Source organism: Legionella lansingensis (assembly GCF_900187355.1).
Lineage (GTDB): Bacteria > Pseudomonadota > Gammaproteobacteria > Legionellales > Legionellaceae > Tatlockia > Tatlockia lansingensis.
Window position 1 is genome coordinate 497,224 of the sequence record NZ_LT906451.1, and the last position, 23,670, is coordinate 520,893.

Sequence of the window (23,670 nt, forward strand, 5' to 3'; positions counted from 1 at the left end):
TTAACTTAGAGCATCGAATTACCGTGGCTTGACCACGGTATCCATAGTTCATGAAGAGCCGCTGGATGCCGTGGTCAAGCCACGGTAATTCGGTTTTTTGCTTCGTCAAATTACAAAACTAGAAGATCGATTTCAAAGGTTCTTAAAAGTACATATTGTTCGAACCTATTGAGAAAACTAAGAGAGGATATGATTAAGAAACTTAGCATTTTGATTTTATTCGCATAGTTACTTTACATAAGGGTGAAAACACTATTTTTCCTATTCGATCTGGCCTAAAAATAACAAATTTTGATGGATGGATTTCTTGACAGGGTTAGTCAGTTCCTATAAAAGGGGTGACAATTTATATTCTCGCTGGGATTTATTTCCAGAATTTATTCCCGTGGTCCTGGACGTAAAATAATAATGAAGAATGTCAGTAAAAAAATTGTATTGGGTGTTTGTTGTTCGACAATGTTAACTTGGTCTGTTTATGCTCAGGCTGCAGAAGGGTTCATTGTTCGCGATATCAAAATTACTGGTTTACAACGCATTAGTACGGGTACGGTATTAAATTATCTACCCGTTCAAGTTGGTGAGGAAGTTAGTCCTGGCTCTACAGCTCAAATCATCAGAGCCTTATACGATACCGGCTTTTTCCAATCCGTGTCATTAGAACGACAAGGCAATACGTTAATTGTCAATGTTGTTGAGCGTGCAACGATTGGTTCAATCACAATGACGGGTAATAAAGAGCTCCCTGCTGACAGGCTTAAGGATTTGCTGAAGCAAATGGGACTGGTTAAAGGCAGGGTTTTTCAGCGTGCTTCTCTTGAACGTTTAGAAAATGAACTCAAACAAGCTTACAATGCCCGGGGCAAATATAATGCTCGTATCGAAACAACAGTCACCCCTTTAACTGAAAATCGTGTGGCTATAACGATTAATATTTCTGAGGGCCGTGTTTCTCGTATTAAAGAAGTTAAATTCATTGGTAATCATGATTTTTCTAAACATGAATTAATGCAAGAGATGTCTTTAACAGAAAGCAACATCTTTACTTACTTCACAAAAAAGGATCAGTACTCGAAATCGGCGATGGATGCTTCTTTAGAAGCAATACGTTCATTTTATCTTGACCGTGGCTATTTGAAATTCAGGATCGTTTCCTCACAAGTATTATTGTCTCCTGATAAAAAAGATGTGTATATCAATATCCATCTGGATGAAGGACCACAATACCGTTTCTCAGGTTATAACGTGGTAGGGAAGACCGTTTTACCGAAAGAAAAAATTGATTCCTTGATTCAAGTAAAACAGGGCGATGTATTCTCGCGTAAAAAAGTAACAGAGAGTATTTCTGCCATCGGCCTAGCCTTAGGTGATCTTGGTTATGGTTTCCCAGCAATTAATGCAGAACCTCGAATTGATGAAGAAAATAAAACTGTCTTTATTACTTTTATTGTTGAACCGGGCCGTCATGTTTATGTTCGCCGCATTAATTTCCGGGGCAATACCAAAACAGGAGATTATGTACTACGCAGTGTTATTCGTCAGGATGAGGGGTCGATATTATCACTGCATAATATTAAAGAATCTGAAAGGCAATTGCGTCTTCTTGGCTATTTGAAAAATGTTAATATCAAAACTACTCCAGTACCTGGGACGAACAACCAGGTTGATTTGGATGTTGAGGTTGAGGAAGCTCCTTCGGCAGAAGCAACGGCATCGCTTGGCTATGGTACAAATGGACCGCAGTTTAATGCTGCCTTTAATCAGCATAACTTTATGGGAACTGGCCGCTCTTTAGGTCTTGGTTTTAATGCCAGCTATTGGGGACAAGATTACTCAGTAAGTTATTATAATCCTTTTTATACGAATACGGGGATTGGACGCGGTTTGAATTTTTATTTTCAAACGATTGATCCGAAAAAATTAGATGTTTCTGCTTTTTCTTCCGATCGTTTTGGTTTTGATGTTAATTACAACATGCTGCTATCTGAGAAAAGCAGTTTTCAATTTGGCTATGGTTATCAGGATCTACTGATCAAATCGGCTGGTGCCGTCATACCGATTCAAAATTTTGTGAATCAATATGGACGTGATTTTCATGAAATTCGTTTGACGATGGGCTGGAATCGCAATAGCTATGATAAAGTTCCATTCCCCACGAGAGGATTGAATCAGCAAGCAAGTGCTCTTATCGCGCTACCTGCTTCCTCAAATTCTCTATCCTATTACAAGACCAATTACATGGCGCACTGGTATCAACCGCTGACCCATGGGTTTATTTTCTCCTTATTGGGTAATGTTGGTTATGGAAATATGTTTAATGGCGATGGCTTGCCGTTCTTCGAAAACTATTACGCGGGTGGTATCGCATCTCCAGGCCAAGTGCGAGGTTATCAGAGTTATTCTTTAGGTCCACAAGATAACTTTGGCCGAGCTCTTGGAGCAAACTTCTTAGTTAATGGTACTGCTGGTATTATTTTGCCCTATCCATTAAGTCGAGATAATATGAGAACGACAATTTTTGCGGATGCCGGTAATGTGTTTGCTGATGGTATACCTCCGGCTCTTACCGGTTTGGGCGGCGGTCCATTGCGTTATTCAGCAGGGGTTGGTGTTGAATGGCGGTCACCCTTTGGACCATTGGCTTTCAGCGTTGCTAAACCCTTGAATAAACAACCACTTGATAATCAACAAATCTTCCAGTTTACCTTGTCATCTGGTTTTTAAACCTAGAAAAGCAGCTGCGTAGTTTATAACCGCTTTTCTGAAACTGTTTACTAAACTGTTCATTCCCGCGTAAGCGGGAATCTATTCTGGAATAGCACAAGGCTTTAATCAGGATAGATCCTCGCCTACGCGGGGGATGACACCGTTTGATGAACATTCTCTTTTTCTAGATCAAATAATTAATTGTGCTTGCTTATCGCAACCTGGATGGAATTATGCTAGCATCTGAGACTTTTAATTAGGAGATTAAATAATGAAGCGTGTGAGTGGGTTTTTGGTTGCTTTTGCACTGATTTTGGGCGGTGCCAATGCATTTGCTGATTGGGCCAAAATAGGTATTGTGGACTTGCAAAAAATTATGCAAACCTCAAGCCAAATGAAAGCCATACAAGCAAAATTAGAAAAAGATTTTAAACCCCGCCGCGATAAACTTGTGGCTATGGAAGAGGGTCTAAAAAAAGATATGGAGAAGCTCAAGCGTGAAAGTGCTGTTATGAGCCAAGCTCAGAAAAAGGAAATGGAGAAGAAAATTATTGCTACCCAAAGAACCTTTGAAAGAGAAGGTCAACAGTATCAGCAAGAATTAAGCACTGCGCACAATGAAGCCATGGAAGAACTTTACACTAAGATCCGTAAAGCGATTAACAAAGTGGCTGAGGTTGAAAAATATGATCTAGTCTTACAAAAAGATGCTGCTCCCTTCAGTATCGCCAAGCTAGATATTACTGAGAGTGTTATCAAAGAAATTCATTAATCTTAGTAAGTCGCGTGTACACTCTTGCTGAAGTTGCCCACCACCTGGATGGGGTTTTGCATGGGAATCCCGAGCAGCCCATCCAGGGCATTGCTTCTCTAAGTCGAGCACGCAAGACGGATCTGTCCTATTTTGATCACCCCTTTTTGCTAGAAATGTTAACTAAAACAAAAGCGGGTGCAGTCTTGCTAACTGAAAATCACATTGCTTATTCTCCGGCAAATTCTATTGTTGTTCCTGATCCTTTATTAAGCATGAGCATTGCCGCAACCTTGTTTAGTGCACCTGTAGTATCTCCTGCAGGTATTCATCCGACAGCCTTTGTTTCACCATCAGCACAACTTGGAGAGGGAGTGACTATTGGTGCAAATACAACTGTCGAGGAAGGCGTTGTGCTTGGTGATGGTGTGGTGATCGGAGCAAATTGTGTACTTGAAGCAAATGTATTTATCGATTTTAAAACAGTCATTCAACATGGGGTCCATGTGTATGATGGCACTAAATTAGGTAGAGAAGTGATTGTGGAAAGTGGCGTGATACTAGGGGCTTCTCCTTTTAATGGTATTAAGCAACAAGGTCGTTGGTTGAGTGGTCCAGCTGTTGGTGGTACTTGGATCTCTGATCACGTTCACATTGGTGCAAACTCAGTGATTACAAGAGGCGCTTTGGGTGACACCTTGATCGGTTCAGGAGTTCGTATCGATAATTTGGTCATGATTGCACATGATGTTATCATTGGTGCAAATTCGGCAATAGCTGGTTGCGCTGTTATTGGGGCGAATACACAACTAGGAGCTCATTGTATCATAGGAGGAGCGAGTTGTGTCGCTCCGCATGTGCATTTGACAGATGATGTGGTGATTACAGGAATGTCAACGGTGAATAAGTCTTTGACCAAGCCGGGTGTATATTCTTCTGGGATCATGGTGAGTGAGCATCGGCAATGGCGTCGCAATGTGGCACGTTTCCGCCGGCTTGATGATTACATTACCCGCCTCATCAAATTAGAGCAAGTAAAAGAAGTGTAATGAGTGAGAAATAACGCATGAGTGAAGTCATAAACATAGACAAAATCCTCAACCTACTACCACATCGTTATCCATTTATCCTAATTGATCGGGTAGTGGATTATAAAGTGATGGATTATCTGATTGCTATCAAAAACGTAACGATTAATGAACCTTTTTTTATGGGACATTTTCCTGGAAATCCCATTATGCCTGGTGTTTTGATGCTTGAGGCTTTGGCACAGGCAGGGGGGATACTGTCCAACTTATCGCTAAAACCAAAAGAAGGGCATGAGTTTTTATATTTTTTTGCGGGTATTGATAACGCCAGATTTAAACAAGTCGTGATCCCAGGTGATCAGCTACGTTTAGAAGTTAAGTTGCTGGGAGAAAAACGCAATTTTTGGCGCATTCACGGTCAAGCATTTGTTGGTGATAAGCTTGCCTGCTCTGCAGATTTAATGAGTGCATCGAAGGAAATTAAAAAGTGATAGATGAACGAGCAATAATTCACCCTTCAGCTAAATTAGCCAAAGGGGTAGTTGTAGGTCCCGGTAGCTTAATTGGTGCCAATGTAGAAATAGGTGAAGGGACCTGGATTGGGCCTTATGTAGTGATCCAGGGGCCAACCACGATAGGTAAGAATAATAAAATCTTTCAATTCGCCTCCGTTGGTGATGAGCCACAGGATATTACTTATAAAGGAGAACCAACCCGTTTGGAAATCGGTGATAACAATATTATTCGTGAATATTGCATGATCAGTCGCGGTACTGTTAAAGGCGGGGGGGTTACTCGGATAGGTGACGGCAATTATTTGATGGCTTATACGCATATTGGTCATGATTGTACTATGGGTAATTACACGATTATGGTTAATCATGCAGCCTTATCTGGCCATGTAACAATTAATGATTACGCTATCATTGGTCCTTATGCTGGGATACATCAATTTTGCCATATTGGAGCCTATGCATTTATTGCTCGGGCCAGTTATGTCAGTAAAGACGTATTACCTTATGTAATGATCTCTGGTCATACAACCGCTGCCTGTGGGATCAACACGGTTGGTTTAAGGCGACGTGGATTTTCTTCTGCCACCATTGATCAGCTTCGCCGTGCCTACAAGATTATTTTCCGCAAAGGCTTAACTGTCCAGCAAGCTGTGGCGGAATTAGAGATGATGCAGAATGATTGTCCAGAAGTGCTTCCCATGATTGATGCCTTAAATCAATCAGCTAGAGGAATCGTGCGTTAGTCATGTTAGGTTCGATACTTGTCATCATTGCTGGTGGAGCTATGGGGGCTTTGGCACGGTTCGCCACTGTAGGACTTATGCAAAGACTATTGGGGTTCAGCTACCCTTATGGAACGTTAGTCGTTAATTGTCTAGGGTCTTTTTTGGCAGGCTTTATTATGGTGCTTATCATAGAGCGGTTTGCTGAAACGGAATACTGGCGTTTATTCCTGGTTGTCGGTTTTTTGGGAGCCTATACGACATTTTCCAGTTTTTCTTGGGAAACTTGGGTGCTTTATCAAGACGGTAAGACGGTTGCGGCGTTGGCTAATGTGTTCTGCAATAATGTTGGTGCTTTAGTAATGGCTTTTATTGGTATGCACTGTGGTCGTTTTATAGGAACTTTGGTATAAGGTAGGCTATGTTAGATTCTCAATTATTGCGTGATCATCCCCAACAAGTTGCCAAGCAATTGCTGAAACGCGGCTTCCACTTTAATGTTGATGCTTTTATAGTACTGGAAGAGCGTAGAAAAGCCCTGCAAGTAGCCACTCAAGCATTGCAAAATGAACGCAATCAACGATCAAAAGCCATCGGTCAAGCAAAGGCCCGGGGTGAAAATATTGATTCAATGCGAGAAGAAGTTAATCGACTGGGGCAAGAGCTTGATAGCAAAAAATCCGAACTTGAAAACGTTTTGCAAGAATTAGAAGCAATCATAATGACCCTCCCCAATTTGCCTCATTCATCTGTTCCAGTAGGGGAAGATGAACATGACAATCTAGAGATCCGACGGTGGGGAACCATTCCGACTTTTGATTTTCCTATTAAATCGCATGATGAACTTGGTGAAGCGCTTGGACAATTGGATTTCGCTCTTGCAGCGAAGATAACTGGCAGTCGTTTTGTGGTGATGAAAGCACAGATAGCCAGACTTCATCGTGCCCTGATTCAATTTATGCTGGACATTCATACACAAGAGCACGGTTACCAGGAAATTTATGTCCCTTATATTATCAATGCAGATAGTTTATTAGGCACAGGTCAACTGCCAAAATTTGAGGCTGATTTGTTTAAGCTAAAGGGGGACGAAAATTATTACCTAACCTCCACTGCCGAAATTCCTGTGACCAATACAGTGCGAGATACCATCTTGGCTGCAGATGTTTTACCCATACGTTATGTGTGCCATTCTCCTTGTTTTCGTAGTGAAGCCGGGTCTTATGGTAAGGACACCAAGGGGATGATAAGGCAACATCAGTTTGAAAAAGTCGAGTTGGTTTGGATTACCACACCAGAATCTTCTTATGAAGCACTTGAACAATTAACAAAACATGCCGAAATCATTTTACAGCGGCTTAATCTAGCTTATCGTGTTGTTACTTTATGTACAGGAGATATGGGCGCTGGATCAGCTAAAACGTATGATCTGGAAGTATGGCTTCCTAGCCAGAATACTTACAGAGAAATTTCTTCCTGTTCGAATATGGAAGCTTTTCAGGCTAGACGTATGAAAGCCAGATACAGGCATCAGGATACGCGAGAAATCGAATTGGTTCACACGTTAAATGGTTCTGGCCTTGCCATTGGTCGTACCTTGGTTGCCATTATGGAGAATTATCAAGATAAAGATGGTAATATTCGTATTCCAGATGCTTTAAAACCTTACACGGGTGGCTTGGAACTTATCACGAGTTGCTAATATCTCATGCAAGGAATAGCGAAGGACTATATGAAACAAGCATACATACTTGATTTGATCTTATTTTTTATCCTCCTAGTATCAGGAACATGCTGGGCACAAAAAAATGGAACCAGCAATGAGGTTGTAATGAAAGAAAGAAAAGAATATTTTAAACACGAATACCCCCCCAGTCACTGGTCAATTGATTTCACTCGAGCAGGTACTTCAATTGCTGTTATTACCGTCCGTGACAAATATCATTATTCCGTTATTCTTAATCCCACTGATTGTAGAGGTTATCGTACAATCATTCGCTATCTGAATGAAGGGAACTCAGCCCTTTCGTCGGCATTGAATCGTCCCTACACAGTCTCTGAACAACGTGGATTAAATGATGTTGCTACGGTGATGACGCAAGTGTATGAAAAATTAGGACTCATTGTGCAATTTTCGCAACTTGGGAATAACTCACATACGTTTGATAAAACGACTGGAGTGACGCTTCATGGAAATGAAGAAGAACCTAGCATGTTGCATTTGCATATGTGGGGGAGAGGCGACCCTAAGGAAGAATATATTCCCGGTGTTCCTCTAAGAGGACCTGAACCGGGTTTGATGTTTGATTTAATTGCAAAAACCCAAACGCATCCTATTAACCAACATGCGATAAAATGGGGTGAAGAGGAACTTAAAGCAAGTCTTATCATGTTTAAACTTAAATTGGCCGAATACGTGAACTCATCAGCATTTACTGATGAGTTTGGTGATACTTTAAAAGTGACTATTCATGATGAAAAAGCGCTTCAAGAGATAAAAGAAAGTGGTTTGGGATTTTTTAATAAGCAGACCAACTCCAAATCCTCACCTGATAATACACCAGGTGTTACTCTCGGCTCCAAAATCTGACGCAATCGGTAATCACACATAATGACATCCATCTTGTGAAGTGAGAGCATCACTATTCTCTCCGTTGCTGCTTTCTCTATCTCTTTTGTTAAAAAGAGAATGTGATTCGAGTGCTTCCTTAATATGTGTTTTATTAACAAGAACCTGAGTATAGGTAGCAGCATCATTCATCGCGTACCGCAGGAAACCGGCACTCTCTGGGTTATCTTTAAAGTAGGCATAAAGATCAATTTTAATGCCATACTGTTCGAAGATTTTCTGCACGTAAGGATCATGGAGAACATCAATAACTTCAAGCATCGCATGAAAACCCCGTTTGGCATAAACACCTACCGTCTGCACAAGAAAAAGATTGACATCGTTTTGCAAACCAGGATCTTGCGCATGATGTTTCATATACTTCGCCAGCATACCTACGATATTACACGTGTGGCCAGAAATAGAACCCACATAAGCAGAATACTGGCGATTTTTATTCCAAAACCATTGTTTCCCATCTTTTTTATCCGATTCAACAGTTGATGCATCCACGAGCATATTACGCATTGGTTCGCGCTGTGCATCATAAAAGACTGATGAGCAGCCACGCATGACACCCCCACTAGAATTCCATACATCAGAGCCTACTTTTTCAGCGTCAGTCTCGAATTTTCTTTCTTTAACCTTTGTCGATGCATCTAATGCAAGGCGGTCACGTCCTTTATGTGCTTCAGCATGATGTAATACACCTGTAATAAATTCTATTTCAATGGTTGAAAATTTAGTGGTGTCTTTATAACCATTAGCAAAAATACTGATTTTTTGTTCCATCTCTCGTGGATTATCCACTTTTCCATTCATACCTAAAAAGAATTGAAGAATCTTATTGCATGCCTTAAGTGTGTTTTCTCTCAATTCTTCATCTTCAGGTTCCATCTCTGTATTACTTGCACGTGTATCAAGCGTTATTTCCGAATGGGAAAGTCCGTTAATATACTGGGCAAGACGAGTTTCAAAAAATCGTCTTGGATCATTTTGCTTAGAGTTAAAGGGTTTGAGGTTTTGAGAAGCTTGGATTATTTTTTGGACTCCCAGTGCTCCCAGTTGCGCTATTATTGGTTTTTCGCTTAATTTTTTCATTATTTTTTCAAGACATACGTCATACTTAACAAACAGGTAGTTTGCTGATAATTCTTGTAGGAATTTCTCATCTCCAATGTTTTGAGAAGTGAAAAAGCCGATAGTTAATAGCAAAAACTCTGAAATGTCAGTTTTATTACCAATAAGCGATAAATATTTTTTCGTATTTATGCATGTCTTCATATAACTAATATCACCAATCGATGGTCTAAATGCTGGTAATAAGGCATCAAATGAGATATCGGTTAATTGTGATTTAATAGAGCCTGCAGTGCTTGTATCCACTTTTGCAATGAGCAGCGGTAACAAAGCTTTTTTTGTTTTCATGCTTAATGTACCGGTATTGCTGTCAAGGGATAGCTCAGGAATAGACTGAAATGCATTCATAAGAATGGAGAGCAGTGGTTTTTCACTTTCCGTTGCAAGCATTTTTTGGACAAATTCCAAAAGTTCGCTAGAGAGTGGTTGGTTTCTATCCTTGCTAAAAGCCCCAAGCATCTCTAAATCATCACGATAAGGTAATAACCCAACTCGTCGTATGATTTCTTCAAGTAACGCTTTGTTGTGAGTTAAAAGCCCTTTTAAAAAAAGTGATTTTAATAGTACCTGTTCAGCTTTAGGAGCTTCTCCGATGGCTTCATAAATATGTTTAAACCGAGAGAAACGTAAATCTTTAATGTAATCATTTACAATCCGTTGGGTATCGATCGTATTTTTTACTTTGAATTGATTTGTTACCTCTTCAATTTTTTCGATAGTTTTGTTGGATGCTTTAATAACTTTTTCTGCGGTATCTTTTGATATATTCTTCAGATTATTCACCATCTCATCTAAGCTTTTCATATCGACCTCTAAAATATTGCTCACTCTGATAATTTTTATTTCACATTGGTGATAATAGAGAGAAAACATTAAGAAACTATTAAATTTATTGTTTCTAAGAAATATTAAATTTCAGCTCAACTGACTGAAGATTATTTAAGACAAATAAATGAACAAGTATGTTGTGATTTATACAGCCCCCGTGTTAAGATGCTCCATTGTTACAATAAATTGTTTTATAGCAGGTGATTCTCATGGAACTAGCACTGTATCTATTGAACCAAGCGGTATCGAAAGGTGAGTATGAAACTGTCAAAGGAATATTGATTGCAAATCCGGAACTCATAAATCAATACACACCACCAACTTATGAATCTCCTCTTGCAATCGTTTTAAATAAAAAACATATTGACTACAACATGCTGGAGATTTTGGTTGCTCACCAAGTTACATTTGATTATCCAGTTAATCATCACCACGAATTGCCTTTTGAATTGGCCTGCAAAAATCTAGACGTCAAATTATGCCAATTTCTGCTGGCTCACCATGCTCTTATTTCAGAGCGGGCATCACATTTTCTCTTAATGCATAGCACGGATATTAGATACCTGACCGAAAATAAAATTAAAAATGCATGTGAAATTATTAAATTAATGGGTGGTTTACAAGCAGTCTCTTCTAATAAAGATAGTGAAGGCAAAAGCTTTAAAGAGCAAGCAAGGAAATCACAGTTAATCAATCGATTCGGTGGCGTATTGAAGTATGATTACATGCAATTGCTGGAGGCAATCTATCCTATTGTAGATAGCCCCAATAATGTCGTCGCAGATGTCGCAGATAATCACAGTACCCAATTTAAGAACCTGATCAGCACAATTGAGGACAAATATGCTGCAAAAGAGGCGTATGATCGCGATAATTTAAAAGACTCAATCCATCTTTTCTTTATGACTGGTGGCGAATTACCTCCTTTAAGAAGAGTAACCGATCCTAACATTAATAATAATGGCCCAAGTTTCTAAAATTTCTCTTTAGAATTTTTATTACAATGGTTTGGACGCTAGTTTGTGGATAGACAGGCTCCATTTTCCTCACTATACTCCGCATTTTAATAATGGAGTCAAATATGGTACAGGGAGTAGAAGCACGGGTATCAAAGTATTGGTTTTTGAATGCTAAAAGTAGTAGAAAAGACAATCGAAATATAAAAGAGATCAAGGCACTTGGCGCTAATGTAATATCTAAATGTCAAAATATACTTACATTAACGGATGATCCTTATTGTAAGAAACAATTAAACTTGATTATTCGTAATACAACAAATCTCATGACGTTAACCTCAGAAACATCAACAAAAAATCTAACGGAAAATAATGATAAAATTATAGAGATCTGTAGAGACCTCCAAACCAATCTTCTAAGTATTCCTGCAACCATCCATACTCCTACAGACTTAGCGACTGTAAGCTATAGGCTTGCACAGGCATGTCTATACATCCTTGTATTAAGTGCCGCTTTAGCTATTGGAGCAACATTTGGAGCCTGGTATTTTGGTTTCTTAACAGCAACCTACTTTACTGACACTCTGGCAGTTGCACTTGCAAGCATTGGAATTCCTGGTGTATGCCTAGGCTTATTTTCTTACGGTGTATATTCTGTACAAAAAAATCCAGTAGAAGCGCAGTTTAATGACTTAGTTGAAAACATCGATCTATTCTGCAATGAAATTGCTCAATTTGATGAAGAATGTACAATAAATCAGTCCTCAACTGCAACCGAAGTTGTTCATATGTATTGATGACAACATACGCAGATATAATTTGCTGCACCAATAAAACATAAGGATGTGGACGATGCGCAAGAGAACCCAAAATGTTCGGAATGAAAATCCCTTTAATCAATTACCTGATGAAATGGTATTGAGTATCTTTAATGTTGCCAATAAGCATAGAGAGGCGGTGCTTAAACCAAATGATATGACCTCAGTAGCTTTGTCCTGCGAGCGATTTAAAAATGTTAGCTCCGATGCCAGTTTTTTCTCACACAATAAGTACAGGCATCTTCGAGAACAATCCTCTGATTACAGAGACTTTAAAGAAAAACAAATAAGAAAACTAAGGCGGGACATGCGATGGGAAAAGGAAAAAAATGGTGACTTTTACTATGATAAAAACACTAGACATGCTCTTGCCTGTTTCATAGGTCTAGCAATGGCTGGCGGTTTAGCTTTAAAATTAGACACCACTTACCCCACTTTCTTGTTCCTTTTTTGGGTTTTTTGCATTCTAAACATGATAATCAATGAGGTGCTTCTAAGCTATTTTGAGCCATCTTTAAATCCCAATGACTTAAGGAAGATCCCTCTACAATTCTATGAGGAGCAATTTGTTATAAACAACAATAAGCCCTAATAACATCATTTTTTCATCTGTTGGATGAGTCATCCATTAGGATAAAGTTTTCTCACGCTGACACCAGCTCGTTCAGCTTTGTCCATGATTTCTGTTTTAGATAATTCGTTATGAGATGATGCGCATACGGAGTCAAAAGTGAAGAATTCTGTATGCGTTTTTCTAATGGCAGCTCCTAAATGTTCATCCCGATTTTTTATACCTTCTTGCATCCCTCTGACAGCCCCCCAAAATACTCCAAAGACTGCAAATGCTGGTTCAAGGAGTGCTAGAGAAAATAACTCATGAGCCAAGACTATTTCATTAAAACAAAATTTTTCTCTAATGATACTATAGGCTTTCTTATTCATTGAAATAGGACATTCTATTATCCCTTGGGTGGTACCTACAGCTGCCCGTGTAAAAAAACGATGTGCTCTTTTTGCTTTATCTTTTTTTGGCATCTTTGCTCCTTTCTGGTTAATGTAATCTATGATAATAAACCAACCAATCTGCAATAGAAATTGATTGTTTGTATGCAGGATATACTAATTTCTTATATGCTCATTAACTCAATCTCATGAGAGTTTGGCAATGAGAACACACTGAAATTAAAAACGATAGGCGAGGCGCAAAACCAACGAATAAAGAAAAGGGAAATAAGTGTCAGATGGATTTAATTGAGCTTCACCATAACCCGCGGTGTAATTTCCCCCGAGTTCACCCATAAAATGTTCGTTAAAACGATAATTTAATCCAACGCCAAAGGCTGGGCTTAATCGCCAATCATCGATTAGGATATCGTTTCGATGAATTCCTGCTGCCCCGGCGCTGGAATACAGCCTAAGATGAGTGGTTGGAATGACCAACATGATTTTTCCCTTTAAGTCCAAGGTTTCTGTCTTGGTTCTTAATGTTTCCTGGTTGTTCATAAAACTAAACAAACTTACAGGATCAAACGAAACTTCCGCATCTGGGTAGCGCAAATAATTAAATTCTAGCGCAAAATAAGGCGTAAATTCATACCCGGCTAAAACTCCCCAAACACCACCTCCTTCTCTCACTTCAATAGGAGTGGATATACTTAAGGCCAGATTTTGATTTTCTTCTGTTGGCACTAATCCTGTCCAGGTAGTGGAACCATAACCACCCATAACTCCGATATAAAAGGGATGGCAAGATTTAGCATTTCCTTGTGAACCTGCTTGACAAGCAATGGAATAACAAAATAATTGCAACAAGATGAGTAAAATTAATTTTTTATCAATTACCATAAAACACACTCAATTACGTCTTGACATCTCTTAACAGAGAGTCAAGACCGATAGATAAATGCTGGATTAATTATTGGCAGGCTGCCCTAGTACCACTACATAGTCTCTGACGAGAATCTACACCACCGTAAAGATAGCAATTCCAATTATCCATACAATCCTGGGGGGTTGTATAACGTTGAGATTCACATGCTTTTTGCAGTGATCCAAATACACTGATCATACGCGAGTAAAGTGCATTCATATCCTGACACATGCCAGCAGGTAGCCCTGAAGAAACGCAATAGCAAGTAGCTGCTGTTTTGAAAGAAGCACAGAAACTAGGGTGATTTGTTGGTAATGCATTAGGACAAGCAAAAGCAGGGAGAGCAACGCAATACGTAAAAACAACAATAAAGATTTTTCTTATCATCCTTGGTCCTTATTAAATTTTCCCTACAAGACTTTATCAGAAACTAATTTCTTGAGGAATAAAAAAAGCTATTTAATTTGAGACTTTTCATTAATCTGTGTCATCCCCGCATAGGCGGGATCCATCCTAGTTCAAGTCTTGCGCCATCCTGGAATAGATTCCCGCCTACGCGGGAATGACATAGCCCCTACTCATTATGCAGAGCATTTCTTTAGCTATTCTTTCTCGAAAAGTCGGTTCCAAATTTGCAGATAGGATTAAAAAGGGGCTATCCGAGTCAGGCATTCGTAAAAAGCATACATCAAATAAATGATCTATTTGCAATAAATCATACTCATCATGTCTTGTATTTTCTGTCTCAAATCCAAAAAGAGTCGATTTATCCCTGCACTTAGTATTTCTCAGAAGACTATTTTGAACATTAATATTAATAAGAAAATTATTTCCCTTATTTGAATTTAACCGCCCACTTAGGCTAAGGACTTTAGGGCTTAATTTTAAACGGAATACGGTAGTGTACAACCAAGTAAGCCATTTAACTAAATAGGTTTTAATCATCTTTTTTTTCTGCCGAAACGTAGCTATACTCGCAAGTTTCACCAAATTTGGACATCCTTGGTAGGGACCTGTATCGATAACAGAATCATGGACCTGCTGACACAACTCAGCTAAAGTAGCCTCCTTGTTAAGAGCCAATTTAATAGGCTCAAGTCTGAGAAAGCAACCAATGGTTTTATCGTACTCTTGTTTTTCACGAGTGGATTTTACTCTGTTTATGCAAATAAACGGGAAGGCTGTCTGAGACTCATGACAGCAATGAAGCAGAGCCAATAGGAGAACCGCACATAAACCATCAAGGATACTGATATGATGATGTGCACAGAAGCGTTTGAAATTATTCAGGTCTTCTTCCGGGATTTCCGTGTAGGTTGAATAAGTCAGTTGTAGCTCTCGCATGTTTTTAACGATATATTCCGGTGGGAAAGCAAATAAGCTTGCATCCTTCAGATACTCACCCCAAAAAGCCATGTCACGATTTAAATGGTTCTGAATATGAGATTGCTCGTCAAATATATACTGTCTATAAGCGATGTCTTTTTCCACCTTGATATCACTAGCTGAGAGATAAAATTGGGATAGATCCGATAATAGTATTTCTGGGGAAACATCATCGGAAATAATATGAGGTAGGCATAATTGCAATTCTGTGACCTCATTCTTTAGATAAAACAATCGAATGATGACCTGGGGCTCATCTTTTGGCCAGGAATGATACGTTCTTAACTCACGAAGAGAGTTCTCCACAACCCACTCACTTTTTTCCTCCGATAAAGATTGGAGATTTTCTTCAATAATTTCCACTGATCGATGTTTTTTAAAATATTGAACAGGGCGAAATTTACTTACGTGGTAGGATAATGCCTCATGTTTTTTTAATACAGCTGCAAATGCTGATGTCAAAGCAGCCAGATTAAGATGCCCCTTAAGACGCTTTCTGGTAAAAATAGTTAATTTTCTTGCCCTTGGCTCAAAGGTATCTGTTAACCATAACAAGAACTGAAAATCATTTAGAGGGAGCTGAGTTACCTCACTTAACGCTTTGGTTAAAGATTTTTGACGTTTTTTTATGGTCTTTGCTTTTTTAATGAGAGTGACCAGATAAGCAATCGTTGGAGTCTGATAAAAATCATGTAAAGTGACTTCCTTGTTTAATGTATAATTTATTTTCGAAATCATTCGCGCTGCAGATAAAGAATGTCCTCCTAGCTCAAAGAAATCATCGTTAAGTCCTATCGGTTTTATCTCAAGCTCTTCTAGCCAAACGTGTGCAAGCATTTTTTCCAAAGAGGTATTGGGGGGCAAATAATGCTGACTCGCAGTAAACTGAGGAGCAGGCAATGCAAGGCGATCTAACTTTTCATTCGCATTTAAAGGAAAACTCTCCATCCTTACAAAAGTGGTTGGTACCATGTAATCTGGCAAATAACGCTTCAAATATTGGCGAAGCTCACCGACACTCACAGCACTATTTTGCTCTTTAAGAACATAATAGGCTACCAGTCTTTTTTCCTTATTCTTTTGTTCAAAAGCAAGCACTGCCGCGGCTTTTAGGTCAGGATGCGCAGCCAAACGACCTTCAACTTCACCAGGTTCTACTCGGTAGCCGCGTATTTTTAATTGATGATCAATTCTGCCTACATATTCAATTTCTCCCTTTGCAAGGCGCCGGCATAAGTCTCCGGTTTTATACAATCTTGCATCCTTATCTTTACTGAAAGGATCTTTAATGAACGATTGCTGCGTTAACTCCGGGTTGTTCAAATAGCCTCTTGCCAAACAACTTCCCCCAAGATATAACTCACCAACTTCGCCATCAGCTACTGGGATACCATTCGCGTCAAGAATATAGGATTGACTATTGGGAATGAGATTCCCAACAGGAACATTTGCTCCCAGACGACTAATATTTCTACTATCAATGCGATAAAGACAAACCGCAACACTGGTTTCGGTAGGTCCGTATTCGTTAAATAATATATGTGATGGGTAAATCGCCAACCAAGAGGCACAATCAACCGTAGATAAGCTTTCTCCAGCTAACATGATTTTTTCTAAATGAGGCAGCTCAACGGATCCATTCTCTGCTTCGTATAACAATACCTTAAAATAGCTAGGCGTTAGTTTAATGAAATTGACTTTGCTGCGCACAAGGTATTTTAGGTACTGCCGCGGGTCTTTTTTTATCTTATCTTCACAAATGATAACAGTTAAACCTAATACAAGCGGGACGATGGATGTTGTCACTGCAAAATCGAAGGCCGGATTGGAGGAAAAATCAATGCGTTGTTGTGCTTGACAATCACAGTAGTTGGCGAACCAGAGAGAATAGTTGACAATCCCCCTATGTTCAACCATAACTCCCTTGGGCGTGCCTGTGGAGCCTGAGGTATAAATGACATAAGCTAAGTGGCGAGGAGTTACTGTAGGATCAAGATTATGTGTTTTTTGTTTTTCTAGTTTCTTCTTTTCATCAAATAGTAATAACTGCCCCTCATAACAACAAAGTTTTTCTTGCCACTTACTCGTTGTGATTAGAATTGGAGTAACACCTTCCTTTAAGATAAATAATAATCGCTCTTCGGGATAGGAGGGATCTAATGGGATATAGGCGCCTCCTGCTTTCAAAATTCCAAGAATAACGATCAAAAGCTCGATTGATCGCTCCATACATAAGGCAACTGTGGTATCTGGTTTTACGCCCATTTCGCGCAAATAATGCGCCAGCTGATTTGCCTTCTGATTTAACTGATCATAAGTTAGGGATAAGCTCCCAAAAATAACTGCTGTATGCTGAGGCCTTTGTTTGGCTTGTATCTCAAACAGTTCATGGAGCGTTGCTGAATTTTCCATCTCAAGCCGTTTATTACTTTCCTTTATTAAAATCTCCTAGTCTTTCACACAAGTATATTAATTATTAGTTATATTTTGGGAAGAAGTCTATCCAGCCATTTGGGTAAATACCAATTCCATTCTTTCAGAAGAGCCATTGTTGAGGGCACTAAGAGTGTACGTATTAAGAAAGCGTCCACAAAAATAGCTACAGCAATTCCAAGGCCAAAGGCTTTGACCATCAATACATCTGCTACCAAAAATGAGCCGCAAATAAAAATCACTATAAGCGCCGCACTTGTAATGATACGGCTACTTTTTTCGATACCAAAAACAATACTGTTGTTGTTCACGCCGTTTGCTTCATAGAACTCTTTTATCCGCGTGAGCAAGAATACTTCATAATCCATCGAAAATCCGAACAAGGCACAAAAAATGATAACTAGCAAGCTAATATCAAGCATCCCTTGGGGCTCAAAGTTAAGCAACTGCGACAAATATCCATCCTGAAAGACCAAGACCAATGCCCCATAACAAGCACAAAGACTTAATAGATTCATTAAAATCGCTTTAATAGGCAAAAATACCGAGCGTAATAAAATTAATAAGATGAGATAGGTGAAAACAATAATCCAAAGAATAGCCCATGGGAGAATACGAGCAATACTGCTAAGCACTTCCGTATTGATCACCGGGGTTCCGGTTAACTTTACATTCATTCCAGAGGGCACTTTCATTTTGTGTAGGCTTGTAATTAACTCTTTGGTTTGTGGGGAATTTATTTCATGCTTACTAATGATGCTCATTACTGTAAATGAGTAATTTGTGGTCGTGGCTAATAATTGCTTTACATTGCTACTCATCAATTTTTTGCGCAAATGATACAACGTATAATATTGCTTTTTGGTTAATTTGGAATCCGTAGTAACGATACTGTTAATTTGATCAATCTCAGGGTCTGCTTTAAGCTTCTTGGCTAAATCATACAGATTGTAAAGGTTTTTCCTGGATAAAATATAGCTATGCGGAGTTTGAATTAGAACCAGAATAGGGGTTAATGCATTGATATTAAACTTTTCAGCATACGTATCAAAAAAATCTCTATGCTCTGAATTCTCAGGAAGGATCTTATAGTCAGATACACCGAATTTGGCGTGTAAAAACGGATAACCAAGCAGTAGCAAGAAGATAAGAATGGGGAAGAAAAAGAGCAGCGGGCGCCTAACCACTTTTTCGGCGATCCAATGCCACACATTAAAACGATATATCTTGCTTTCTTTGATAAAGTTCAATGACAGTAAGTTTATGCGATTTTTAAGCACAGAGAGGATAGCTGGCAACAGAATAATGGCTGTAGCTACTGCCATCACCACAGCCGTTAATCCGCCTATTGCCATAGAAAATAATATATTGATGGGAAACAAGAATAAGGCACTGAGACTTACAAAAACGGCTAATCCACTAAAAAAGATGGCTTTACCTGCGGTTGCTTCCGTGGTGGCTATGGCTTCAGCAATAGTATTTCCATGATGCAATTCATCTCGGAATCGGCTTACGATGAATAATGAGTAATCTAGGCTCAGACAAAGTCCTAGCAGCAAAGCGATATTTAATGTGAAAATCGAAAGGGTGCATATATGTCCTATAAAAAAGAGCGTGGTCAGGATCATTAATGCACATCCTCCACCCAAAATGATTGGCAGTAAAGCGGCAACGATGGAGCCAAAAACAAAAATCAGCGTAATGATGGCCACTGGTGCTGCAATAAGATCGGCTTTAAAAAGATCCTCTTGCGTTTGTTTATTGACATCTCTCACGAAAATCGATTCCCCTCCAATCTCAACCGTCATATTTGCTGGTTTCTTAATTGCTTTCTCGAACTTATCTAATGTCGTCGAGTTAAGTGGTTCATTACCCTTAACTAGCACAACAACATAGGCTGTATGTTTATCTTTCGAGATTTGCTTTTTATTATCGGACGGAAGGAGAATTTCATGCTTGAGTGGAAATGCTTTTAATGGTTCTAAGGATTGCTTTATTTTTTTTATAAATAAGCGATTCGTTGCCAGAAGCTTTGGACTTGTATAAATGATGATAAATTTATTGGTATTGTATTCCAATGTTTTATTTAAATACTGTTCTGTCTTCGCACTTTCTGAACTTTCGTCGATGAAACCAGTTGTCTTAAACGGACTTACAATATGGGGGAGAAAGGGTACACAAGCTAAGATAATAAGCACCCATAACACGATGATGTACCATCGTAGTGAATAAATGACTTTTCCTAAGTTGTAAAAAATAGGATTTTTCATTCCTGATTGTCCCTAGTATCTATTTGCAAATGACAGGTTTGTACAAATACTCTTTGTGAGGTCTGATTTTTATATGTAATGTTTGTACCCTTGCTGCATTCGAAACCGATTACTATTCCATCCATTTAAATGTAGGCATAAATATCAAATTTTGCACAATATTAAATCTATTTGATTGTTTTTATTGCAAATTATGAGCTGACTGGATATTTAATTTGGGGTAAAAGCTAACGAAACATTAAAAACTCTTGTGTGTTGGGATCACTCAGAGTTTTAATCTCATTAATTCCTGGTATAAAAAATGCAAATCCTTTTTAGCTTATTAAGGATAAAATATGGATTTAAAACTTACGGAAAAAACAGCGTTTGTTAGCGGATCTACGTCAGGTATTGGCTTTTCAATTGCATTAGGATTAGCAAAGGAAGGAGCGAAAACCTATATAAATGGTCCAAGCCAAACCTTAGTGGATCAAGCCTTACATACTATTAAAAAAGATAAATTAAAAATTTATGGTATTTCGGCTGATCTATCCACAATTACAGGTGCTCAGTCCGTCATAGAACAACTTCCTAAAATAGATATCTTGATAAATAATCTTGGTATTTATGAGCCACAAGATTTTTTTTCCTTAAAAGATGAAGACTGGAGTAGGACAATTGAAATCAATGTAATGAGTGGCATACGATTGTCACGACATTATCTTAAAACCATGTTACAAAAAAATTGGGGACGCATTATTTTTATATCAAGCGAATCTGGAATAATGATTCCCAAAGAAATGATTCATTATGGAGTGACCAAAACAATGCAGATAGCACTTGCTAGTGGATTAGCAAAATTAACAAAAAACTCTCAAGTAACTGTTAATTCCATTCTAGCGGGTCCGACAAGAACGCCGGGTATTGAAAAATTTATTTCTAATCTAGCAAAAGAATGGAAAATACCCAAAAATCAGGTAGAAAAAGAGTATTTCTTAAAAGTAAGGACAGGATCATTGATTAATCGGTTCGCTTTACCTGAAGAAGTTGCTAATTTAGCGGTATATTTATCTAGTCCACTCTCGTCTTGCACAAATGGAGCAACTCTGCGCGGAGATGGAGGAATTATAAAATCTATCATTTAATGTTCAATTCCTGAAGAATATGTAGAATTAGGCTAAGTTTCAAACGCAATATGATAATGGGGTCAGACTCGATTGATCGTTTGCTATCTAATCTTCAATCAATTATGGCGTTGCATTTATCATACTCATCAGCTTGATTTATAAATTGAATATCTTCTGGATCTTACTGATAGGGATTGTATTTAATTGCCGACACGTACTAAGGATTGAGTGCAAATTCAAGCTGGCCCCCAAGATCTGGATAACTTATTTAACAGGTTAAAGACATTATCCATATTCGTGCTTTTCATCATTTTTTTCTTACAAAAGTAAGAAATGCTTCATCTGGGATTATTTTCAACAGAAAACAACCGTATAGATTTATAGTTGATTTGGAAGTAATCACTATAATTGTAAATAGAGAGACTGTATTTGTAAGTATTTAATTGATGCGCAAATTATGTTGGAAGATAAAGATCAAACTGAATTAATTGAGAATATAAATAATCTTCTTAAATGGCTTAAGGCTGAGTTTAATGCGGCTGTAAGTAATCCAGATCGGCTAAAAGAATTAGAAGAGGCGATTGGTAAAAAAGAGTTTTTAGATCTTAGAAAAATGGTGGAAAGTGTAGAGCCTTTAAGTGAGGCGGGCGTCTGTGCAGGTTTAGTCTGTAAATGGTTTGAAAAAACATTTAAGAGGGGATCATCAGAACGCTTTTTTGCAAAATTTCCTTCAAGAGAGACAGTTGAAGAATATGAAAATTATAGTTTAGAAACTATCCTACTGTCTGAGTCTAAATTATCTAATCTCTTAAGTTATTTGAAATTTGCAAAGAAGATCAATGCCTTACAAGAGAAGATTGATCCTGCGACCGGAAAGCGTGAATATGGAGCTAGGTCGCATGTAAAGATGAGCATTGCTTTTCCAGTAAAATATGTCTCTTCAACAACTCTCGTAGTGACCCAACATAATTTAAATAAGTTAATTAAAAAAAATATTGAGCTGGGCAAATTTTATATAATAGGTTCACCAACGCATGCTATAGGTTTATTCAAAAATGAACGAGGACAGTATGTAGTATATGATCCTAATATAGATGAAAGAACTTTTGATGATGCTAAAGAATTAGCTAAATTTATTTTCAGGAAATCTTTTAATCTGGGTGCTCATGATAAGCTAACGTTTAATGTTAGTACCTATTATAAAGATGAAGAAGATTTAGCTGCAATAATACCATTAGAAAAAGAACTAGGAGATTTGCTAGCTTATATCAAAGCAAATAAGAAAAGAAATGAACCAATAGCGCAATTGATCATTAAAGAAATTAACGATTTACTTAAGGGCAATCAACCCATTGAAAAACAAGCGCAAAAAATTCAATCAATGATTAATAAAGCTGGCGATTTCTTTGATAACTTACCTCCTCTCAAAGAACTTAATGGCTTTGTTTTGAGTCATCATCAACACAGAAATATAGTTAGATTACTTGTAGATGATTTGCCTCTTAAATCAAAAGGCACATATAAACAACTTTCTATTATCCATGCAATAGAGGATGGTGATCTCTTAGCTTTTGAAACCCTACTTAAAGCCAGTATAGATCTCGATAAAGATACGATATTGAGATATGGCGAGTCCTTACTTATTCAAGCAGTGAGAAATAAACAAATTGATATGATTACCGTTCTTGCTAATTACGGTGCGGATATAACAAGTATTTTACCTGATGTGATTAAAGAAAAAGATCCAATTATATTGCAACATCTTATAAATTTAGGTGTTGATGTTAATAGAAGCTTTGGAGGAATTAAAGGAATAACACCCCTAGACTTGGCAGTATCAGGAGGAAGTAAAGAAATTATAAAAATATTAATAATAGCAGGTGTGCGAATCCCTGATCCTAAAAAAGTTGCAAACTTACTAGAGAGCACATTTGAAATACCTTCTAAAGAAGAGCAATATCATGATGTTCTTCAGCAATTATTTTTTGATACGGCATCAATATATTTTAATGAAAAAAATTATCAGCAAGAGAAAAATTTTTTAATTAAGGCCGCTATGTTAGGTTCAAGTCAAGCACGCGAATATTTATCATCACCACATCTAACTTTAAATTCTGAAGATTTTGCCACACTACGCGCGGGTTATTTCCTTGATAAACTATGTAACATTACGAAAAATTTGGAATCTCTTAAGAGAACGTTTATTTACAATCAGAATTCAAAATACAAAGAGGGGATCGATAGAGAATTGGGTGCAGTAAATGCTTTGATTGAGTTTTTGTCTCATAATCTTCATAGTATAACCAATGAAAAAATAGATCGAATAAGTGGTGGATTAGCTGAAACTTCTGCGGATATCAAGCAATTTTTTAATATTTTCCAACAACAAAATATGGAATCAAAATCAACTGAAATCCTAAATCTTGTAGAACAATTATGTCATGTATCGGATCAGGATTTATTACGAGTAGAAGAAGGGCATAGATTAAAAGCTTAAATTTTTCATTAATAAATTCAATATTTCAATTCCAATCAA

The 23,670-nt window shown here is 38.0% G+C and carries 19 protein-coding genes; 13 read left to right on the forward strand and 6 right to left on the reverse strand.

Translation table 11 applies throughout. The features are described 5' to 3' along the window. Positions 1 to 408 precede the first annotated feature (408 nt). The 8 genes from bamA (at position 409) to CKV79_RS02435 (ending at position 8,309) form a co-directional block, all read left to right on the forward strand. Positions 409 to 2,721, forward strand: coding sequence for an outer membrane protein assembly factor BamA (gene bamA, locus CKV79_RS02400; protein WP_028372172.1), 2,313 nt, complete (start codon positions 409 to 411; stop codon positions 2,719 to 2,721). A gap of 253 nt (positions 2,722 to 2,974) precedes the next feature. Beyond that, entirely contained in the window at positions 2,975 to 3,475 is a 501-nt protein-coding gene (locus tag CKV79_RS02405; RefSeq protein ID WP_028372173.1) for an OmpH family outer membrane protein, read from the forward strand. Between the two features lie 14 nt (positions 3,476 to 3,489). Next, positions 3,490 to 4,503 (forward strand): UDP-3-O-(3-hydroxymyristoyl)glucosamine N-acyltransferase, encoded by a 1,014-nt coding sequence (gene lpxD, locus CKV79_RS02410; protein ID WP_028372174.1) that lies wholly within the window; start codon positions 3,490 to 3,492, stop codon positions 4,501 to 4,503. A 17-nt stretch (positions 4,504 to 4,520) separates the two neighbouring features. After that, positions 4,521 to 4,973, forward strand: a complete 453-nt coding sequence (gene fabZ / locus CKV79_RS02415) for a 3-hydroxyacyl-ACP dehydratase FabZ (RefSeq protein ID WP_028372175.1) — start codon at positions 4,521 to 4,523, stop codon at positions 4,971 to 4,973. Beyond that, positions 4,970 to 5,740 carry an acyl-ACP--UDP-N-acetylglucosamine O-acyltransferase gene (gene lpxA, locus CKV79_RS02420; protein ID WP_028372176.1) on the forward strand — a complete coding sequence of 257 codons (771 nt, stop codon included), beginning with the start codon at positions 4,970 to 4,972 and terminating at the stop codon, positions 5,738 to 5,740. Before fabZ ends, lpxA begins: the two co-directional genes overlap by 4 nt. Positions 5,741 to 5,742: 2 nt before the next feature. Then, positions 5,743 to 6,132: a fluoride efflux transporter CrcB gene (crcB, locus tag CKV79_RS02425; protein WP_028372177.1), complete on the forward strand. Its 390-nt coding sequence runs from the start codon at positions 5,743 to 5,745 to the stop codon at positions 6,130 to 6,132. Positions 6,133 to 6,140: 8 nt separating this feature from the next. Next, complete coding sequence (gene serS / locus CKV79_RS02430) at positions 6,141 to 7,421, forward strand: serine--tRNA ligase (protein ID WP_028372178.1); 1,281 nt, start codon at positions 6,141 to 6,143, stop codon at positions 7,419 to 7,421. Between the two features lie 129 nt (positions 7,422 to 7,550). Beyond that, a complete protein-coding gene (locus tag CKV79_RS02435) occupies positions 7,551 to 8,309 on the forward strand; it encodes a hypothetical protein (RefSeq protein ID WP_035914783.1) in 759 nt (252 codons plus the stop codon). A 12-nt stretch (positions 8,310 to 8,321) separates the two neighbouring features. On the opposite strand, the gene ceg14 is transcribed toward CKV79_RS02435, so the two are convergent. Continuing rightward, complete coding sequence (ceg14, locus tag CKV79_RS02440; RefSeq protein WP_051546034.1) at positions 8,322 to 10,271, reverse strand: Dot/Icm T4SS effector Ceg14/sidL; 1,950 nt, start codon at positions 10,269 to 10,271, stop codon at positions 8,322 to 8,324. Positions 10,272 to 10,504: 233 nt separating this feature from the next. Here ceg14 and ankJ point away from each other — a divergent pair, with 233 nt between their 5' ends. The 3 genes from ankJ (at position 10,505) to CKV79_RS02455 (ending at position 12,661) form a co-directional block, all read left to right on the forward strand. Beyond that, positions 10,505 to 11,272, forward strand: coding sequence for a Dot/Icm T4SS effector AnkJ/LegA11 (gene ankJ, locus CKV79_RS02445; RefSeq protein ID WP_035914743.1), 768 nt, complete (start codon positions 10,505 to 10,507; stop codon positions 11,270 to 11,272). 104 nt (positions 11,273 to 11,376) lie between these two features. Then, entirely contained in the window at positions 11,377 to 12,048 is a 672-nt protein-coding gene (locus CKV79_RS02450) for a hypothetical protein (protein ID WP_028372181.1), read from the forward strand. 55 nt (positions 12,049 to 12,103) lie between these two features. After that, a complete protein-coding gene (locus CKV79_RS02455; protein WP_035914745.1) occupies positions 12,104 to 12,661 on the forward strand; it encodes a hypothetical protein in 558 nt (185 codons plus the stop codon). A gap of 29 nt (positions 12,662 to 12,690) precedes the next feature. Here the strand turns inward: CKV79_RS02455 and CKV79_RS02460 are convergent, their stop codons facing one another. The 5 genes from CKV79_RS02460 to CKV79_RS02480 all read right to left on the reverse strand — a co-directional run bounded on the left by CKV79_RS02460 (position 12,691) and on the right by CKV79_RS02480 (position 20,028). Then, positions 12,691 to 13,104, reverse strand: a complete 414-nt coding sequence (locus tag CKV79_RS02460) for a hypothetical protein (protein WP_028372183.1) — start codon at positions 13,102 to 13,104, stop codon at positions 12,691 to 12,693. A gap of 147 nt (positions 13,105 to 13,251) precedes the next feature. After that, complete coding sequence (locus CKV79_RS02465) at positions 13,252 to 13,914, reverse strand: outer membrane beta-barrel protein (RefSeq protein WP_035914747.1); 663 nt, start codon at positions 13,912 to 13,914, stop codon at positions 13,252 to 13,254. Between the two features lie 70 nt (positions 13,915 to 13,984). After that, positions 13,985 to 14,326: a hypothetical protein gene (locus CKV79_RS02470; RefSeq protein WP_028372185.1), complete on the reverse strand. Its 342-nt coding sequence runs from the start codon at positions 14,324 to 14,326 to the stop codon at positions 13,985 to 13,987. A gap of 165 nt (positions 14,327 to 14,491) precedes the next feature. Then, positions 14,492 to 17,737, reverse strand: a complete 3,246-nt coding sequence (locus CKV79_RS02475; protein WP_035914750.1) for a non-ribosomal peptide synthetase — start codon at positions 17,735 to 17,737, stop codon at positions 14,492 to 14,494. A gap of 68 nt (positions 17,738 to 17,805) precedes the next feature. Beyond that, positions 17,806 to 20,028 (reverse strand): MMPL family transporter, encoded by a 2,223-nt coding sequence (locus CKV79_RS02480; protein WP_028372187.1) that lies wholly within the window; start codon positions 20,026 to 20,028, stop codon positions 17,806 to 17,808. A 335-nt stretch (positions 20,029 to 20,363) separates the two neighbouring features. Between CKV79_RS02480 and CKV79_RS02485 the strand changes: the two genes are divergently transcribed. Both CKV79_RS02485 and CKV79_RS02490 read left to right on the forward strand, forming a co-directional pair. Next, the gene (locus CKV79_RS02485; RefSeq protein WP_028372188.1) at positions 20,364 to 21,152 is read left to right on the forward strand and encodes an SDR family NAD(P)-dependent oxidoreductase; all 789 of its coding nucleotides are present in this window, start codon (positions 20,364 to 20,366) and stop codon (positions 21,150 to 21,152) included. Positions 21,153 to 21,591: 439 nt separating this feature from the next. Continuing rightward, positions 21,592 to 23,631, forward strand: a complete 2,040-nt coding sequence (locus CKV79_RS02490) for an ankyrin repeat domain-containing protein (protein WP_028372189.1) — start codon at positions 21,592 to 21,594, stop codon at positions 23,629 to 23,631. Positions 23,632 to 23,670 lie beyond the last annotated feature (39 nt).

Bases quoted from the DNA above. Each gene is read 5' to 3' on its own strand.
- crcB (WP_028372177.1), top strand. From the start codon at position 5,743: ATGTTAGGTTCGATACTTGTCATCATTGCTGGTGGAGCTATGGGGGCT.
- fabZ (WP_028372175.1), top strand. From the start codon at position 4,521: ATGAGTGAAGTCATAAACATAGACAAAATCCTCAACCTACTACCACAT.
- bamA (WP_028372172.1), top strand. From the start codon at position 409: ATGAAGAATGTCAGTAAAAAAATTGTATTGGGTGTTTGTTGTTCGACA.
- CKV79_RS02470 (WP_028372185.1), bottom strand. From the start codon at position 14,326: ATGATAAGAAAAATCTTTATTGTTGTTTTTACGTATTGCGTTGCTCTC.
- CKV79_RS02475 (WP_035914750.1), bottom strand. From the start codon at position 17,737: ATGGAAAATTCAGCAACGCTCCATGAACTGTTTGAGATACAAGCCAAA.
- CKV79_RS02465 (WP_035914747.1), bottom strand. From the start codon at position 13,914: ATGGTAATTGATAAAAAATTAATTTTACTCATCTTGTTGCAATTATTT.
- ceg14 (WP_051546034.1), bottom strand. From the start codon at position 10,271: ATGAAAAGCTTAGATGAGATGGTGAATAATCTGAAGAATATATCAAAA.
- CKV79_RS02405 (WP_028372173.1), top strand. From the start codon at position 2,975: ATGAAGCGTGTGAGTGGGTTTTTGGTTGCTTTTGCACTGATTTTGGGC.
- CKV79_RS02460 (WP_028372183.1), bottom strand. From the start codon at position 13,104: ATGCCAAAAAAAGATAAAGCAAAAAGAGCACATCGTTTTTTTACACGG.
- CKV79_RS02490 (WP_028372189.1), top strand. From the start codon at position 21,592: ATGTTGGAAGATAAAGATCAAACTGAATTAATTGAGAATATAAATAAT.
- serS (WP_028372178.1), top strand. From the start codon at position 6,141: ATGTTAGATTCTCAATTATTGCGTGATCATCCCCAACAAGTTGCCAAG.
- CKV79_RS02435 (WP_035914783.1), top strand. From the start codon at position 7,551: ATGAAAGAAAGAAAAGAATATTTTAAACACGAATACCCCCCCAGTCAC.
- CKV79_RS02480 (WP_028372187.1), bottom strand. From the start codon at position 20,028: ATGAAAAATCCTATTTTTTACAACTTAGGAAAAGTCATTTATTCACTA.
- CKV79_RS02450 (WP_028372181.1), top strand. From the start codon at position 11,377: ATGGTACAGGGAGTAGAAGCACGGGTATCAAAGTATTGGTTTTTGAAT.
- CKV79_RS02455 (WP_035914745.1), top strand. From the start codon at position 12,104: ATGCGCAAGAGAACCCAAAATGTTCGGAATGAAAATCCCTTTAATCAA.
- CKV79_RS02485 (WP_028372188.1), top strand. From the start codon at position 20,364: ATGGATTTAAAACTTACGGAAAAAACAGCGTTTGTTAGCGGATCTACG.
- ankJ (WP_035914743.1), top strand. From the start codon at position 10,505: ATGGAACTAGCACTGTATCTATTGAACCAAGCGGTATCGAAAGGTGAG.